Here is a 16764-nt window from a genome sequence, read left to right as displayed (position 1 = left end):
ATCCTAAAAATAGTGAACTAAAAAGAAAAATATAATATCCAACTATAAGAGAAATTGGGAAAGGATTAACCTTCGTAAATAACAAAAAAATTGGTAATACACTTACCACTACGCCTCCTAATGCTACTTGCCAACGAGAGGAATCTCCTTTAATTAGATAAAAAAAGAGTAAAACAAGCATAAATATAATAAAAGATATACTAAGAATTAAGATTATTTTTGATTTCAAATTTTCACCTCATTTGTCAAAAAGGCTCTTTTTCGAATAAGCACTATACAGATAGTTCTTAAGCTTCAAGAAATCCAGTTTTCTCTATATTTTTTGATAAATAACAAAGGGATATACTTTTATTCACAAAATTTTGAAGGTTATGCTGGAATGTGTAGAAAACAGAAGAATCTTCTTTACGTTAAAAGAGAAAATAACAGCTTAAATGCCTTTTAACTATATAAAGATAGATGCCGGTAAAGAGGTATTATGTTAACTAATGTTGTATAGAATATACAGCTAAAAAACAGAAAAAACTCCTGTGACCTGTTCAGGAGTTTTTTTTGCATTTGAATACATAACATAAAAGGTATTTACCGGTGAACATATTTGTTCTTGAGTAGTTTGCTTAAATTATCAATAACTTATGTAATAAAAAGAAAAAACTACTGAACAGGGATCAGTAGTCTTCTCATGAAATATGTTGTGAACTCAAGAAAGTAGTGAGGATTTTCAATTAGAAGCTTCGCAGCGTCTTAGGTAGTTTGTTCAAAGGTTTCAAGAGCTATGCAACCTTTACATAGCAAATTTGCAATAGGATATTGCATGAGTAGATTTGTTCCGAAAACGCACATTATGTTAATTAGAAACTATATGATACGCAGGGTCACCTAATATACTAAAGAGATCAACCATTACAACGGATGGTGCAAAGACAGTGAAAGTAAAATACTTCATACTAGACACCTCTAATTCTTTTCTTTATTAAACTAACCTTAAAAAAGATGTAGTAAGGTGTAGAAAAACAACAAATGGTATAATGACATGAACTATTTATATTATAAAAGGAGGAATTAAGATGAGGAAAGTTTTATTCCTTAATTATCCTGGGGAAGGTCACGTCAATCCTACCCTTGCATTAGTGGAAGAACTACTAAAAAAGGGTGAAGAGGTTGTCTATTACTGTATAGAGGAATATAGAAATAAAATTGAGAAAACGGGAGCTACATTTCGTCCTTATAAAAATTTTACACGCAATGCAGATTTAGTGAAAAAAATGGCGAAAAGAATGGACCCTCTTGAAATGCTATTATATATGGTACGCTCTGCGGATACAGTCATAGAAGGTGTTCTAGAGGACATAAGAGCTGAAAAATATGACTACGTTATTTATGATAATAATTTCGCCGCAGGATGGATGATTGCTGATATATTGAATATACCTAAAATATCCTCTTGTACAACGTTTGCTATTGATGAAGAGGTCTTTTCAAACGTGATGAAGAGTCGAGGAGAAATTGATAAGACATCTCCTACATATCAAGAACTTGAAGAGATATTAAAAAAATGGAGACAAAAATATGGTATAACAATCAACGATAATCATAAGCTGATGTCTTGCCCTGGCGATATTACTCTTGTATATACCTCAAGATCATATCAACCTCGTGCTGAAAAGTTTGATAACTCTTTTATTTTTGTTGGTCCTTCTATTGCGCCGCGAAAAGATGTAGAAACTCTTTCATTAAAAAATATTCCTGGTAAGCTTATCTTTATTTCAATGGGAACGATATTTAATCAGCAACCTGAGTTATATACTACCTGCTTTGAAGCATTCCAAGAAATACAGGCTACAGTTATACTATCAGTAGGAAAACAGACGGATATTAGCCAATTTAAAGATATTCCATCTAATTTCATTATACGTAATTATGTACCTCAGTTAGAAATACTAGAACAAGCAGATGTTTTTATTACTCATGGTGGAATGAATAGTACAAGTGAAGGGCTTTATTTTGGAGTTCCTCTTGTTGTTATGCCTGTTGTGGGGGATCAGCTAATAGTAGCTAATCGGATTGAAGAATTAGGAGCTGGTCTACAACTTAATCGTCAAGAACTAGATGCTATTACCTTACGAAATACAACAGAACAAGTGCTATCGAACTCATCATTTAGAGAAAAAAGCTTGGAAATTGGAAAATCCTTAAGGGATTCTGGAGGATACAAAAAGGCAGTAGAAGTCATTTTTAAATTTAAAAAGGAAGCTAAAATAGAAGATCTTATTTAATTTTATCAGATTTTTAGCCCTAACATTTAAATCAGTCTAAAAAGAAAAATTAATGAAGATAGAAAAGAAGTCTCAATGGGAGACTTCTTTTAACTACTGTCTACATTAAACATTAGGTTACCAAAGCTCCTTTATTCTATGTAGGATAGAGGGGCTTTGGTTCCTGTAATACATTTTATGTTAACTAATCACCATTATTGCATACCATTTTTTTAAGAATAATTATGATAAAACGGTATAATTGTCCATGTCAAATGAAAAAAGGTTAGAACATTATCCCTTCAAATCGGATGGAAAGGAACGGGTCAAAGGGCTTTACCATATCCAAAATGGTTATAACTATGATAGTCGTTTGAAAAGTAGGATGGACCGTTTTAATGGTGTGGTAACCAAATACCTCGACCATTATTTGAGCTGGTTTCATTTTCTGGCCATAATCAGATTCCGAGATGCTTCTACAACAGTAAGCAAAATGGTTATTGATAGTTGCTTGTTAACCACCAATGCGACTTATAATAAATTACGATTAACAAAATTTAGTTACTAACTCTTTAATATCGGAGGATTTAAATATGATAAATAAAGATGTGAGGAGTTTTCTTTCCTCAGCTAATCATTATTGCACTTTGATTGATTCATTAAATTGTCTTGATGAAAAAAATTTGGAAGAACTTCTTGCAACGCGGTAGCGATACTGAACTAACTACTAATGAGATAATGAAGTTAAGATTCTTTAGATACTATGTAGCTAATGCAGTAAGTTTGCCTGTCCAATCGGAAAATATAAAAGAACCCTTACCGCAGTAGGTAAAGGGTAGATGATTATGTAAGAGGTGGTGGATCTTTATATGCTAGGTGTTGTCCTAGTGGTTTATTTTTTTATGAAATAGACAAGAAATCGCAAGATGTCCTCCCTTTAAGAGTGAAGCTAAACAGCATAGCTTTAATTGAAGTACATATTTTGTAATCTTATTTTCTTAGATAAATAATTATTATGTTTTATATAAAAAAGGGAACACCTGCTATCCAGGAAGTTCCCTTTTTATTTCGCCAGATAAAAATACATCAAAACAAAGATTAAAGAAATAAGCTACGGTGGGGGCAAAGTTTTTTTCAACCGACCACTGTTACATGATCTATAGGAGTTGTATTGAATACATAGGGCTAGCTACCAGCACCTACGACTGAAATGTTGGATTCGCAGCGCAGCTTCACCATAATACTCCAGAATCAATCATAACACCTCGATAACCTAACCTCTATAAACACTCGCACATGTATCAGGTTTTGGTTCATAATAACAATGATTTTTAAATTGACCAGATGCAGGTTGACCGTACCATGTTGGAGGGCACGGAGCATGTGGATTAAAATACCAAAGAGCAAATTTCGCTGGGTGTTGTCTCCAATAATCCAAATTCTTCTTTGCTAATCTTCTTTCAACACCTCTCGCTCTTTGATAAAATACATTCCCTTTTTGAACAGCTTCAAACGAATAATTCCCCCCCTGTACTTGATAAATGACTTGTGAAACGCTTCTTAAATTTTTAAAGTCTAAACAATTTGCTGCAAGACGATTCACAATTACATTTCCGACATATAACATCCCTAGTCTTCCTTCACCTTCAGCTTCTGCTCGCATCATTCTTGCCATTAAGTTAATGTCTGCACTTCGGTAACTTACTCTTGCCATTTATTCACCCCCAAAACATAGTATGAAAAAAAGCCTATATTGATGTCATTGTTTATAATAGCAATGCTTATTTATATATCATCGCCCATATTTAATCATTCCCATTAAATAAATAGATAATGATTACCAAACGAAGTAGTTATTCTTTTGATACTAAGTAGCTACCGCAGTAGGTGATGATTAGATGGTCATAGAATATGCGCTTGGTTTTTATATGCTGCTGGCTATCCTAGTCGCTTATCTTTTTCATGAAACGAGCGAAAAATTAGAAGATGTCCTTTTATATAAGAGAAAAACTTTAATCAGGAAAAAACTAACAAGGTTAATGAGTTTTAGTGAGGGGTAAAGTCAACTAAACAATTTAAAAGGAGGGGAGTATTAATGGAAATTCTATGGATGCTAATTGTAGGTGGAATTATCGGGTGGCTCGCCGGTTTAATTACAGGACGCGACGTTCCTGGAGGTATTATTGGTAATATTATCGCTGGCTTTATTGGTTCTTGGTTAGGCGGTCTTATCCTAGGGAGTTGGGGGCCAGTCGTTGGTGGTTTTGCAATCATCCCAGCAATTATTGGATCAATCATTTTAGTATTAATTGTAAGCTTTCTTTTAAGAAAAATGGGTCAAAACAAGAATCATGGTCATCATGTATAAAAATTGAAAAAACTTAAATTGGAGTGACTAAAAATGAGAGAAGACAATAATTCTATGCTATATGATTTTATTGAAGATAATCAATTTGAACTAGATTCTTACCTTACTTATTTGTTCCATCAAACTAATAATGATAGCGAAATTCTGTCAGAAGATTAATGAGATTACAGATATTTTATTATAAAGAAAAAGACAAAAAAATAATAAATCAGAATATAGTATAAGCGACCTTAGTAACTTTGTTTATGGTATAGAGGGTCGCTTATTATTATGGACAATAGTTAAACAAGAACCAAAATGGAGATGGTATGATAAATTGGACACTAAATTAAGAGAAAAAGGAGATTAGGAATCAATAATCCATAAAGACTATTGATTATTTATTTTCTTCAATTTGAAGTATACGTATGTACTTAACAGGATAGAAACCGTGAGTATACAAGTAAGGGGAAACAGGATAGTGTTAACAAAATGATCATATAACCAAGTGTACATAAAAAATCACCTCACATATTATAAATCTACATTGATAAACACTAACTTAGAAGGATTCAACGGATTTTAAGAGTTATTTCATCATAAGAAAAATCAGGCAAATGAACTTTTTATCCTCTCTGTTTCTTTCTATTTTTCAAAAAAGCAACAAGAAGAAGCAGAAGAGGAATAATCGCAGAGAGGGGAATATACAAAACAAACATCTCTATCACCAATCCTTCATGGAGGTGTTCTTGAAAATTGCTAGAAATCGTCATTGACATAAATAGAATCATAAGTCCTATAGGATATGAAAGTCGTGAAGATGATTTAATCTTAAATAAGTTGGCCGTTCCTATGACAGCCGCATAAAGTAGCACGCTTATCTTAAAGAAACCACCGGTAACTAAAGCAATCATAAAAAACACATCAAGACGTTCTAAAAAGTCAGCTACTTGGATGCTTTGTATGGTGCTAAGAAGAGGAAATTGGGAACGTGCAGTCAAATCAACCCCCAGTACACTAATGTTAATAAGCATGGCAATAGTCAAGTTGATGCCAGCTAATCCTGATGCACATAACATGGTCACTTTGGCTTTCTTTGGGTTTTTTAAATACGGTAAAATCATTGTAAACACAATCGCTTCACTAAAAGGAAAATACAAGATTTGAGTAAAAACAACTTTCAAGGGTGGGAATATCCCTTCTTCAAGTACTGGTTGTAAGTTCGTAATATCGATTAATCCCGAACATACAATCAGAATAAAGCCAGTGATGGCTAGGATATACATGATTATAAAAAAGATTTCTCCGGATCGCGCTATTACTTCGATACCTTTGCGAACTGTATAAATAATAACAAGAATCAATAAAGCATTCGCAATAAACAAAGGGGTATCGGGATACGCAAAGGTTAACAGCATTTCGCCGATATCGCGTAGAACCCTTGCTACATTATAGATAAAATAAAAGATATAAAGAAAGGCAAGTACGCTTCCTATGGCCTTACCTAAGATTTTTTGCATGTACTCTGTAGGTAAAATATCTGGATAGTACGAGTAAAGTTTATTATAGACTAGAAACAGAACAAAACTGAATACGGTTCCAAGTAGAATCGCAAGCCAAGAGTCCTGTTTTGCGTCCATGGCAATAGGTAACAATAAAGTAGTACCCAGCTCAAACAAAACCATTAAGATAAAAAGCTGGCTAGCGCTAATCTTGGCTTTTTCCATTCACCTGACACCTTCTTTTCGCTATCATTTACATCGTTATTTTTCTTTCTTAAATTGTTTTTTTGCCTTTGTATCACTTGTAATCTTTTGTGAGTTATGTAGATATCACGGATTTTCTATAAGGCTAGTCCAAACCAGAAGTAGTGGTTTCAGAAGGAGAGATCTCGCCGAAATTTTTAACAATAATGACAATGTCCTATATGAAAATTAAAGAGTTCAATATGCTACTCTCTCTGTTTCTTCCTGTTTTTTAAGAAAGCTATAACAAGAAGCAAAAGAGGCATAATCGTGAAGAGAGGCATTTGCAGAACTAATGGTACTAATCGAATTCCTTCATAGAGATGTTCTTGAAAATTGCTCGCAATCGTGATAGACATAAATAGAATGACTAGCCCCAAAGGATACGAAAGTCGTGAAGGTGATTTAATCTTAAATAAGTTAGCTGTTCCTATGACAGCTGCATAAAATAACACGCTAATTTTAAAGAAAATACCAATAACTAAAGCGAGCATAAAAAATACATCAAGACGTTCTAAGAAATTAGCGACTTGAATAGCTTGTACCGTACTAAGAAGAGGAAACTGTGAACGCGCTGTCAAGTCCACTCCTAGCACACTCACATTAATCATCATGGTAAGAGCCAAATTGATGCCACTTAATCCGATTACACACAGTATGGTTACTTTAGCCTTCTTGGGATTCTTCAAATATGGAAAAATCATCGTAAACGCAATTGCTTCAGTAAAAGGGAAATACAGGGTTTGAGTCACTGTCACTTTTAGAACCGGTAACAACCCTTCTTCAAGTACTGGCTTTAAGTGTGTAATATCGATTAAACCTGAAGAAACAATTAGAATAAATCCAATAATCGCCAGGGCATACATGAAAATAAACAGGAGCTCTCCTGATCGAGCAATAACCTCAATTCCTTGTCGAATGGTATAAATAATGACCAGCATCAATAAAGCATTCGCTATAAACAAAGGCGTATCGGCATAGGCAAAGGTTAACAACATCTCACCAAAATCACGTAGAACCCTTGAAGCATCATACATAAAGTAAAGAACATAGATAACGGCAAGTATCGTTCCAAGGACTTTTCCTAAGATCTTTTGCATGTACTCTGTAGGCAAGAAGTCGGGATAATATGTATACAGTTTATGATAGACTAAAAATAGAACCAGGCTACCTAGCATGCCAAGCAGAATCGCCAACCAGGCATCCTGTTTGGCATCTATGGCGAGAGGTACCAATAAAGCACTGCCTAATTCAAATAGTTCCATTAAAATAAATAATTGAACTGCACTAATTTTAGCTTTCTCCATTTAATTGGTACCTCCTTTCTTATCGTTATTGATTCTCTTTTACTCCTGAAAGAAATGACTTATTTCGTAAGCCAGCACGACGTACATAGGCTTCTACGGTGATGTCGACTTTTGATTTTGGGAAGTACACATCATTCCATTCGGATTTTATTTTTTTCCATTCTTTTGGTCTCGAACTGTGGAAGACTTCGCCAAATCCAAGGATATCTGTTTTATCTTTTTGCGCACGTTCAATAGCCATCTTCAACTCTTTTTTAATTTCTTGCCTCACTGCTTGTTCAATTTTTGTGATGACATTTGGATTGGTAATATCTACAGGTACCTCCATTTCACCAATATCTCCTTCTACACGGGTATGAACTGAAATATGAGGTTGTCCATTCTTTATTTGAGCAGATACACTTGTTTTTTGACGGACAGTTTGATAGGCAACGGCTTCTTTTCTCCCTCCCCAATCAATATTAATATCGGTGCCTTGGATTTTATCTAGAATCCATACCGTTCCTCTTGCTGTTTTTCCATACAACCAATCCACTAACTTTCCTTGTTTTAAAACGGCAATTCCAGAAGCTCGAAGCGTAGCTGCAGGCGCACTTTCTTGAAGGTTCTCTAACATTCGCGCTTGCTTATGATCTCCAACCATACGAAATCCTCCTACAACGGATTTCCCTCCAGGAGACTGGAGTCCCATCATGACGTCTTGGAGTGATACTTTTACGTTCTCTCCCCATTTTCTTTCTGTGAATTCTAACGTTTTCAGCACTTTATTCGCTGGAATTTTATCAACGGGTGTTAATGTTTTGACGAGATCTGCTGCACTTGTGTGATTTGCAATCACCATAGTGGCAGTAGCTCGAAATTCCGGATCTCGATCAAAAGCATCTATCAAAACGTTTATTCCATCTTCTCTTGCTAGATTTTCACCAATAACTAACAGATTCGTATGTGCATAATATACACGTCGTGAAATCCTACTGGAAACCTGTCTACTTGCTTCGACTAAATTATCACCAGAATCCCAATAGATAGTAACAGGTGGACTTTGAGAACCACCTCCCCCTACCAGTTCTCCAGCCACGTTTCCCGGATTAATAATTTGTAGCGTGACAGTATATCTTCCATCTTCTGTTTTGTCAACGCCCATGGCTGATACAATGGCAAGGTCGGTTAACTCTTTTTTACTCCAACAACTAGAGAGCAAGAGTGTCATTGTCATCATTAATAAAAGAAGAACTCCTTTACGTTTCATTGTTGTCACCTTCTTCAAGATTTCGGTTCACCATACCACGAGATGCAGGAGGCTGAGGGCGCTGATTTGTCCCTTCTCGAATCGTATTTGCACTAATTAATCTCGGTCGTTGTCTTAATGTCCACCATGGCAGTCGTACCACTGTATCTCCATTATTGACGGGTATAAATGGTGCGAATGGAGCCATATAGGGCACACCGAACGAGCGTAAGCTGCTTAGATGAACGACCATCATTAGAAGGCAGAGGATAATGCCATAGAAACCAAATGTTGCGGCACCGAGCATAAATAAAAAGCGAATTAAACGAGCCGAAATAGCCATATCAAAGGAAGGTGTAGCAAAACTAGCAATTGCGGTGATAGAGACGATAATAACCATAGCTGGTGATACAATGCTCGCTTGAACGGCTGCTTGGCCAATTACAAGAGCTCCAACAATGGAGACGGCCGAACCAATGGCTTTTGGCAATCGAATCCCTGCTTCGCGTAAAATTTCAAAGGTAATTTCCATGAGGAGGGCTTCTACGAATGCCGGAAAGGGAACGGCTTCTCTCTGTGCAGCAATGGCTACAATAAGTGTTGTCGGCACCATCTCCTGATGGAAGGTCGTGACGGCGACATAGGTAGCAGGTGCAATAAGAGAAATCAGAAACATAACAATGCGTAACAAACGAATCGATGTAGCAATGTCAAAACGGGCATAATAATCTTCAGCCGACTGGAAAAATTGGATGAATAAAGCCGGGGCAACTAGTACAAAAGGAGTTCCATCCACGAAAATAGCAATGCGCCCCTCTAACAAATTTCCAGCCACTACATCAGGCCTTTCGGTATTATAAATAGTGGGAAAAGGAGTCGCTGTTTGATCTTCAATCAGTTGTTCAATATAACCTGATTCCAAAATACTATCAATATCAATCTTGTTTAATCGCTGACGGATTTCTTGAACGACTTTATCATTGGCAATCCCATGAATGTACATAAGCGTCACATCCGTATTGGTTGCACGACCTATCTTGAATGATTCTGTCCATAAATCAGGGGTCTTTATGATTCGGCGTACCATGGCTGTATTTGTCCCGATTGACTCTGTAAACGCTCCTTTTGGACCTCGTACCACCATTTGGGTATTCGATTCTGCAATCGAACGTGTTTCTCCACCTTTGGTACTGGCGCTCAGTGCCTGATTTACGCCGTCTACTAGAACAAGAGTATCACCTGCCATTAAGGTTGAAAATAAGTCATCCCAGTTATGGATGGGTGATACGTTACCAATGGTCATCATATCTTCAGAAATCAGGTCTAACGCATTGTGCACATTCAATGTTGATTTCTTATCATCTTTCATCATGGATTCCAATAAGAATTCTTGAATCGATTGATTGTCTACAATACCTTCTACATAGATGATCGCTGTTTCTATGTCCGAATTGCTTCCCATTTTTATCTGACGGATAACAACATCTGAACTCTTTCCCGTTTTTTGTTGAATCGTATCGAGATTGGATGATAAGGAATATTGTATATATTCTACCGAATTATCAATAGGGTTATTTTCACTCTGTTGCTGGCGAATCTTTTTTAGTTTTCCATTTTTAAACAATGAAGGCATAGATTTGAGTCCCCTTCTTTATTTTTGGTTATTTTAACCACATATAGTTGTTTTATGTAATATTCAACAAAAGTTTTTGTGTCATACTATATGAAAAAGAAGAAGCTACTAAATGGAGCGTGATAAGTATGAAAATCATTGGTATTGCCCTTTTAATGATGGGATGTTTAATGGCCTTTTCTTTAGGCATCAATATTTTTCAAGCATTATACAATGCGGTGAATCCTTTTCGGGTAATAGAAGTTACCGAATTATTCGTGCTCTTTTTTCTTCTGTTTCTTTTTTTTGCTGAATCTGTGTATCTTTTTATAAAGAAGAGAAATCAAAACCAATAACTACATACTTATCAATCGCTATTTTTTTAAAGGGAATAGAAATAATAGGAATGTAGTTCAGGCTATTCGTTCTATTCGTTTCAATCAATTCTTTCATTAATCAAGATCCACATAAAATAATTCATTATCGATATTCGTTAGTTGGTTTTTTATCCATACCTTCACATTGTTCATTCTGGAATCAAACGCCATTTGAAAGAGACCAGTTAACTGAAAATCGGTGAAATGAGTTCCTTTTAATTTGAGAAAAGCCTCGTAATAAGAAGAGAAATGAAGCTGTTTGAATAAAAAATCCTCCATTGCCTCTCGAATGTATTCTCCATTCTTCCAACAATTCATGGGAACATGAGCAAATTGCCAGGGTTTAAAGACCCCCGGATAAACAGCTTCTACCACTTGAAAAGGGGATTGGCCGAAAAGGGAAAAGACACCTCCTAGGCTATGTTGATTAAAAAAGTGAATGTTAACCCGAAGAGGAATCTCATTAAAAGGGATTTTTAGTTCTTTCTCAATTACATATTTTACTGCCTCAATAGCACGTTTTTTTCCCTCTTCTCCATCCCAATATTTATCAGGAACTTGTTGGAACTGCCATGGTTTAAATCTTCCTGGATAGGCATTATCAATGACTTCGTAATAATTCCATCCATATAGCATAGCAGGTGGTCTGAGACGATGAGACCATAACATACCTGCTCCTACTTTAAGAGGGATTTCATGAATAGGGATTGATAACCGTTGCTCAAGTAGATAGCATGTCATATAGCTCATATATTGTTTTCCTTCCTTACCTACAAAAAAATAATTAGGAAATCGTTTTCTTTTCCCATCTAGAACTTGTTGATAAATTTCAATAACTTGTTCTCTATCCACTACTTCAACTTCCTTTTACAAAGTATTTTTAAAATATTATGTATAGTTATGAGATTTATATACAATGGAACGGTACTGTTAGCCTGATAAAGGGACCGTCAATAATTTTGTGTAAATACGAATTTCCTTTTCTTATAAATGTTATTCACTAGTTTGTTTTAAACATCATTTGTAGCTCTGCGCGAGCTTGATCAAAACCAATGTGACATCTCGTAGCAAAGCGCTGATTATACTGGTCAAATTGGGAAACAAGGAAGCGTTCAAGTGACTCTTCATTTGGGAATTGTTCCTTACGCTTACTATATTTCTTGATTTGTTTATTAAAAGATTCAATGAGATTAGTCGAATAAATACTGCGCCAAATAGACTTAGGAAAGCTATAAAACGTGAACAAGTAAGAGTTATTGAGCAATGGCTTTGTCACTTTTGGATACTTTGACTTCCACTTTTCAATAAACGAATGCAGGGCCTGTTGGCCCATTTCAAGGCTTTCTGCACGGTACACGGATTTAAAGTCTTCACAGATTTCAGCTCGGTCAGATACACGAACTTTATGAGCAATCGTACGCGAAAGATGGATGCAGCATGTTTGATAAGAAGATGCTGGATAGACAGAGAAGACACTGTCTGAGATGCCTTTTAACCCGTCGGAAATAAACAACAGTATCTCCTCTACGCCACGAGATTTGATGTCTTCTAAGAGTTCTTTCCATACAAAGGCGGATTCGTTAGGAGCGATTGTATAGCCAAGTACTTCTTTTGAACCGTCTTCGCGAATGCCAACGGCAATATAGACAGCTTCTTTTGACACCGTATCTCGTTTCAAGGCAATGTACGTAGCATCTAAATAAACGCACGCATAACGTGCGCACAAGGTTCGATCACGGAAGGCTTCTACCTGTTCAGACATCACCTTTGTCATATTTGAAATTGTTTGAGGCGTGTAGTGATGACCATACATGCGCTCCATTAAATGGGCAATTTCAGCTGTCGTTACACCCTTTTGAAACATATGGATGACAAACGCTTCAAGCGTATCATTGGCTCTTTTATAAGGAGCCACCGTCTGTTGCTTAAAATCGCCATTCCGATCACGAGGAATAACGAGATGAAGTTCTCCAAACTCTGTGTGTAGCGTCCGTTCATACGAACCATTTCGTGAATTCCCTGTATTAAATCCAATACGGTCATATTTTTCATAGTCTAAGAAAGCTGTCAATTCGCTCGCTAAGAGCGTATTAACGGCATTTTCTAAGTGAGAACGGAAAATTTTCGTTACATCTTCTTTTTGGACTAGAGATTGAACAAGATCTGTTGTAAACTGATTCATAGGAAGACCTTCTTTCTTTGAATTGGTTGTGGTGACTTAATTCTACAAGAAAAGGTCTTCCTTTTTGTATTTATTCATTTACACAAAATATTTTACGCTCTCCTGATAAAAGGGGAGTTTAGTCTATAATAAATAATTTTACAGTTTTTAAATTTTAACTATTATGAGAGCATTCCTTATCACTTCACATTTCCAATAAATGCATTTTTACTTTTGTGTAAATATAAATTATAGATCATCCCTAAGTTTGGAATACATCTGGATTCCGATTGAATGATTTTTATTTGTTTCTTATTTTCTTAATATTCCATATTAGCGAATCCACACCTACGGAGAAATGAGCGATCGGTTCTACTTCAGAAAGGTTAAAATGAAAAGGTATAAAAAGGTTATTCCTGAATATTTCTATCTCTGCTTTTTGTAACGGCCAAGGCTGGTGGTGTATTTCACCAGAGTAGATGTCGGCTCCGTTATTCGAACTATAGAGACAATATCGCTCAGTTAACCAATGATCAAGGGTTCCTTCTTTTGAAAAATAAATTTCAGATACGGGAGCATATTTACCCTTGAAGGATATAGGAGTATTCGTGTTTCCTTTACGACTACTCTGGCAGTGAAAGGTTTGACCTTCTTTTCGAAAAGAAATTTGCGCTGAATGATAGGGCAATCGATACCATTTCTTTGCAATGTTTAAGGAAGCCCAGTTCCCAACGTCAATAGACATAAAGTAAATACCGGGCTTACCATCACGTTTAACATATGTCCTTACATTGATTTCTGGAAATTTAGGGGTTAGGGAAATAGATGATATTCCACGGGGATAGATTCCCTCTAAAACGAATAAAATGACACCTATCCATGCGGATCCATTAAAGGTGTCAATTTGTAGAGAAGAAGGAACATATGGCCGAAGTTTTTTTAGTGGAATAGGCCAATGTAAAAACAATAGATTACTCCAAGTTTGCCGCATAATCCAATATTTTGAAGCTAATGGATAAGACTGATAAATAACATCCTTTATTATGTTCATGAAATCACCCCCTTATATATATCCATAGTTTGGTTGAAAGTGAAACTTTTATACAATTAGGAATGTAAAGAGCTCAAATATTTTCAAACTCTCTTCTTTATATAATTTCTCTTTTTTGGATAAAATAAGAATTGTAAACTTACTTATTGAAAATACGCTAAATATGGAGTAATAAATATGTCGAACATTTTTTATTATTTGACCTTTGCGATGATGGCACTTATACTTGTCTTTTTTTTATTCGTTCTTTTTGGTTGGCGCTGGATAATAAAACGAACAGTGAAGCAAATGGGAAAAATCGTTTTAACCGATAGTTATCAAGAAAATATAATGGAATTGATGCCAGGACTTCGGCATATGGGTATTCAAAATATGCTAGAAAATAGTTTGCGTGCAGCGACAGGTGATGTCCTCCATCGTCCACTTGGATCTTCCAAAAAATGGCCGCATTTGGATCAACTTACCTTTATCCCTGCGCAAACGTCACCATTTCCAGTTGATGGTGAGGAAGATGTAGACGTTGTCGTTACCATTGGTCCAAAAGCAAAAAAACCAATGAAAATAAAAATTCCACTTATGATCAGTGGAATGGCATATGGTATTGCGCTTAGTGAAGAAGTAAGACTTTCTTTGGCTGAAGCAGCGAATAATGTGGGAACAGCGATTAATTCTGGGGAAGGTGGGGTCTTACCTGAAGAATTAAACCAAGCTGGAAAGTATATTTTACAGTTTTCAAAAACAGATTGGTCAAAAGAAGAAGAGCTATTTAAAAGAGCCGATATGATTGAAGTTAAATTTGGGCAAGGTGCTTTAGCAGGAACGGGTGGGAAGATTTCACCTAAAAATTTAACAGGACGTGCCCGTGAAGTGATGGGACTAAAGGAAAACGAGGATGCAGTAATTTACGATAATTTTTTTGAAGACCAAACTTTAGATGATTTGAAAGAACTTGTTGAAACACTTCGTGAGCTGTCTGGTGGGGTTCCCATTGGGGCCAAAATGGGAGCTGGTGGGAAAATTGAAGAAGACATCGATCATTTAATTGACATTGGTATTGATTATATTGCGGTAGATGGGGGACAAGCAGCTACATTAGGTGCCCCACCTATTTTAGCCGACGACTTTGGAATCCCAACCCTTCATGCGATTGTCAGGGCTGCCAATCATTTAGAAAAGAGAAACATGAAAGGGAAAATTAGTTTAATTGCCTCTGGCGGCCTCCTAGTACCCGGGCATTTTTTAAAAGTAATCGCTCTTGGAGCCGATGCAGTATATGTAGGATCTGCTATGTTATTTACCGTCTCTCATACTCAATCATTGAATCCCCTTCCATTTGAACCGCCTACACAAGTCGTTTGGAATCAAGGGAAATTCAAGGATCAATTTAAGATTGAAGAAGGAGTAAAAGCAGCAGAGAAGTTCTTAACAGCAAGTACAGAAGAAATGAAAATGGCATTAAGAGCAATGGGAAAACGCTCATTAAAAGAATTGTCAAAAAAGGATCTGGTGTCTTACGATGAACTGACTGCTAAAATGGTGGGAGTTCCATTTTCATTCGAACCATGGGAAGATAAAAGTCATTAAATTCCTTAAGGTTGCTTATTAGTATAATAGGTTTGTAATTAATTCCTAGAAGCCGTTTAGGTTAACTAAGATTGTATAGCCTATACAGTCTGAAAATAGAAAAGGACCATCTCTTCCCAGTCAAAAGAGATAGCCTTTTTCTTTAAGTTGAATTAACAATAGTCGTTAGATGATGCTCTATTGCATCTTGAGTAGTTTACTCATAAATAAAGAATTTTATTTGTTATGGAGTAAGTTTTTCTTTATAACTTCTATGTGAATAGGAAGAATAATACTGAATACAATCAAATAGGCAATTATAGAGAAAATAAAAAAGCTCCAATTTTTCATCTTTAAATACCCTGTTTGTATCATTAGCCATTCAATTAAAGTTGATAATAAGGTGAAAAGAAGAACAAGGATCCATTTGTTGTTTTTTTTGAAGTAGTTTAGATAGATAACAGAAAGTGACGTAGGAATAAAATTATAACTCACAAATTCACCAAGTCCCGTAATTTTAGGGTTACCTAGATCCACCCAGTCTAACATTCTCCCCACTACCGTATCAGAATTCCAAGCTACATAACCTACAACTCCAAAAGTAATATAAAATTCTAGCCAGTTAATTTCTCTTTTAGGCATGAAAAGGGCAAATAATAATAATAGAAAAGCTACAGAGATGGGAAACCAAATTCCTCTTGCAGATAAATCTAAATTTTTGATGATTGAGTGCATAATTAGATACCTCTTTTTTTAAAGATATATTTATTTTCCCCTAATTATCAAAATTCATTTAAATAATTAGATTTTAGGATTTTATCTGCTACCTATAATATGCTTTATGGTGCGACAAGAAGTCGCTTTCTTACAGTGTAACTAACGCTACTCATCTAGACGCGAAGATGATCTCCATCAGAAACGGCATTCTTGGTAACGAGTCTGTCGGTTGCATGAGGAAATGTGGAAACAGAGGACAAATGCATGGTCCAGAATACTGCTAGGAGAAGATAGGTATGGTAAACGAAAGTGAAGGTTTGTAAGCTTCGTCAGTGTTAGCTCAAGATAATGCATAAGTCTCGCTTGGGTCTTGGTAAGAGGAAAAGTAGAATCATAAAGCT

Annotated in this window: 13 protein-coding genes and 2 pseudogenes; 5 read left to right on the top strand and 10 right to left on the bottom strand. The window is 35.8% G+C overall.

From position 1 onward, the window contains the following. Nucleotides 1–229: pseudogene (locus AC0C45_RS26355) on the bottom strand (membrane-spanning protein); the annotation flags it as partial. An 838-nt stretch (nucleotides 230–1067) separates the two neighbouring features. Between AC0C45_RS26355 and AC0C45_RS26350 the strand changes: the two are divergent. Together AC0C45_RS26350 and AC0C45_RS26345 are read left to right on the top strand one after the other, a co-directional pair. Further along, nucleotides 1068–2276 carry a macrolide family glycosyltransferase gene (locus AC0C45_RS26350; protein ID WP_237894321.1) on the top strand — a complete coding sequence of 403 codons (1209 nt, stop codon included), beginning with the start codon at nucleotides 1068–1070 and terminating at the stop codon, nucleotides 2274–2276. 250 nt (nucleotides 2277–2526) lie between these two features. Beyond that, nucleotides 2527–2823, top strand: a pseudogene (locus tag AC0C45_RS26345) (IS1595 family transposase); the annotation flags it as partial. Nucleotides 2824–3528: 705 nt separating this feature from the next. Here AC0C45_RS26345 and AC0C45_RS26340 read toward each other — a convergent pair. Then, nucleotides 3529–3969 carry a cell wall hydrolase gene (locus tag AC0C45_RS26340; protein ID WP_251534026.1) on the bottom strand — a complete coding sequence of 147 codons (441 nt, stop codon included), beginning with the start codon at nucleotides 3967–3969 and terminating at the stop codon, nucleotides 3529–3531. A 381-nt stretch (nucleotides 3970–4350) separates the two neighbouring features. Here AC0C45_RS26340 and AC0C45_RS26335 point away from each other — a divergent pair, with 381 nt between their 5' ends. Then, complete coding sequence (locus tag AC0C45_RS26335; protein WP_237894322.1) at nucleotides 4351–4623, top strand: GlsB/YeaQ/YmgE family stress response membrane protein; 273 nt, start codon at nucleotides 4351–4353, stop codon at nucleotides 4621–4623. 605 nt (nucleotides 4624–5228) lie between these two features. Here AC0C45_RS26335 and AC0C45_RS26330 read toward each other — a convergent pair. The 4 genes from AC0C45_RS26330 to AC0C45_RS26315 form a co-directional block, all read right to left on the bottom strand. Then, nucleotides 5229–6329, bottom strand: coding sequence for a GerAB/ArcD/ProY family transporter (locus AC0C45_RS26330; RefSeq protein ID WP_237894323.1), 1101 nt, complete (start codon nucleotides 6327–6329; stop codon nucleotides 5229–5231). Nucleotides 6330–6553: 224 nt separating this feature from the next. Next, nucleotides 6554–7654 carry a GerAB/ArcD/ProY family transporter gene (locus AC0C45_RS26325; RefSeq protein ID WP_472929049.1) on the bottom strand — a complete coding sequence of 367 codons (1101 nt, stop codon included), beginning with the start codon at nucleotides 7652–7654 and terminating at the stop codon, nucleotides 6554–6556. A 25-nt stretch (nucleotides 7655–7679) separates the two neighbouring features. Beyond that, the gene (locus AC0C45_RS26320; RefSeq protein ID WP_237894325.1) at nucleotides 7680–8903 is read right to left on the bottom strand and encodes a Ger(x)C family spore germination protein; all 1224 of its coding nucleotides are present in this window, start codon (nucleotides 8901–8903) and stop codon (nucleotides 7680–7682) included. After that, on the bottom strand, nucleotides 8893–10515 hold the full coding sequence (locus AC0C45_RS26315) for a spore germination protein (protein WP_237894326.1): 1623 nt from the start codon (nucleotides 10513–10515) through the stop codon (nucleotides 8893–8895). The genes AC0C45_RS26320 and AC0C45_RS26315 overlap by 11 nt, the downstream gene beginning before the upstream one ends. Before the next feature lie 128 nt (nucleotides 10516–10643). On the opposite strand from AC0C45_RS26315, the gene AC0C45_RS26310 reads away from it, so the two are divergent. Then, a complete protein-coding gene (locus tag AC0C45_RS26310; RefSeq protein ID WP_280169299.1) occupies nucleotides 10644–10850 on the top strand; it encodes a YczF family membrane protein in 207 nt (68 codons plus the stop codon). A gap of 96 nt (nucleotides 10851–10946) precedes the next feature. Here the strand turns inward: AC0C45_RS26310 and AC0C45_RS26305 are convergent, their stop codons facing one another. The 3 genes from AC0C45_RS26305 to AC0C45_RS26295 all read right to left on the bottom strand — a co-directional run bounded on the left by AC0C45_RS26305 (nucleotide 10947) and on the right by AC0C45_RS26295 (nucleotide 14083). Then, nucleotides 10947–11723: a DUF4046 domain-containing protein gene (locus tag AC0C45_RS26305; protein WP_257064612.1), complete on the bottom strand. Its 777-nt coding sequence runs from the start codon at nucleotides 11721–11723 to the stop codon at nucleotides 10947–10949. A 148-nt stretch (nucleotides 11724–11871) separates the two neighbouring features. Further along, nucleotides 11872–13053 (bottom strand): IS256-like element ISBame1 family transposase, encoded by a 1182-nt coding sequence (locus AC0C45_RS26300; RefSeq protein ID WP_280169298.1) that lies wholly within the window; start codon nucleotides 13051–13053, stop codon nucleotides 11872–11874. A 280-nt stretch (nucleotides 13054–13333) separates the two neighbouring features. Further along, a complete protein-coding gene (locus tag AC0C45_RS26295; RefSeq protein ID WP_237894329.1) occupies nucleotides 13334–14083 on the bottom strand; it encodes a YqjF family protein in 750 nt (249 codons plus the stop codon). Between the two features lie 177 nt (nucleotides 14084–14260). On the opposite strand from AC0C45_RS26295, the gene AC0C45_RS26290 reads away from it, so the two are divergent. Beyond that, a complete protein-coding gene (locus tag AC0C45_RS26290) occupies nucleotides 14261–15667 on the top strand; it encodes an FMN-binding glutamate synthase family protein (RefSeq protein ID WP_237894330.1) in 1407 nt (468 codons plus the stop codon). A gap of 216 nt (nucleotides 15668–15883) precedes the next feature. Here AC0C45_RS26290 and AC0C45_RS26285 read toward each other — a convergent pair whose 3' ends face one another. Continuing rightward, on the bottom strand, nucleotides 15884–16381 hold the full coding sequence (locus AC0C45_RS26285; protein ID WP_176585815.1) for a hypothetical protein: 498 nt from the start codon (nucleotides 16379–16381) through the stop codon (nucleotides 15884–15886). Nucleotides 16382–16764: the final 383 nt, after the last annotated feature.

It is taken from the genome of Priestia sp. VA7, from assembly GCF_055710015.1.
Note: the sequence above shows the minus strand (reverse complement) of the source record. Positions and strands in the feature narration are given on the sequence as shown.

Excerpts from the sequence above, each read along its gene's own strand:
- AC0C45_RS26335 (WP_237894322.1), top strand. The coding sequence starts at position 4,351 with ATGGAAATTCTATGGATGCTAATTGTAGGTGGAATTATCGGGTGGCTC.
- AC0C45_RS26290 (WP_237894330.1), top strand. The coding sequence starts at position 14,261 with ATGTCGAACATTTTTTATTATTTGACCTTTGCGATGATGGCACTTATA.
- AC0C45_RS26325 (WP_472929049.1), bottom strand. The coding sequence starts at position 7,654 with ATGGAGAAAGCTAAAATTAGTGCAGTTCAATTATTTATTTTAATGGAA.
- AC0C45_RS26320 (WP_237894325.1), bottom strand. The coding sequence starts at position 8,903 with ATGAAACGTAAAGGAGTTCTTCTTTTATTAATGATGACAATGACACTC.
- AC0C45_RS26315 (WP_237894326.1), bottom strand. The coding sequence starts at position 10,515 with ATGCCTTCATTGTTTAAAAATGGAAAACTAAAAAAGATTCGCCAGCAA.
- AC0C45_RS26295 (WP_237894329.1), bottom strand. The coding sequence starts at position 14,083 with ATGAACATAATAAAGGATGTTATTTATCAGTCTTATCCATTAGCTTCA.
- AC0C45_RS26350 (WP_237894321.1), top strand. The coding sequence starts at position 1,068 with ATGAGGAAAGTTTTATTCCTTAATTATCCTGGGGAAGGTCACGTCAAT.
- AC0C45_RS26285 (WP_176585815.1), bottom strand. The coding sequence starts at position 16,381 with ATGCACTCAATCATCAAAAATTTAGATTTATCTGCAAGAGGAATTTGG.
- AC0C45_RS26330 (WP_237894323.1), bottom strand. The coding sequence starts at position 6,329 with ATGGAAAAAGCCAAGATTAGCGCTAGCCAGCTTTTTATCTTAATGGTT.
- AC0C45_RS26310 (WP_280169299.1), top strand. The coding sequence starts at position 10,644 with ATGAAAATCATTGGTATTGCCCTTTTAATGATGGGATGTTTAATGGCC.
- AC0C45_RS26340 (WP_251534026.1), bottom strand. The coding sequence starts at position 3,969 with ATGGCAAGAGTAAGTTACCGAAGTGCAGACATTAACTTAATGGCAAGA.
- AC0C45_RS26300 (WP_280169298.1), bottom strand. The coding sequence starts at position 13,053 with ATGAATCAGTTTACAACAGATCTTGTTCAATCTCTAGTCCAAAAAGAA.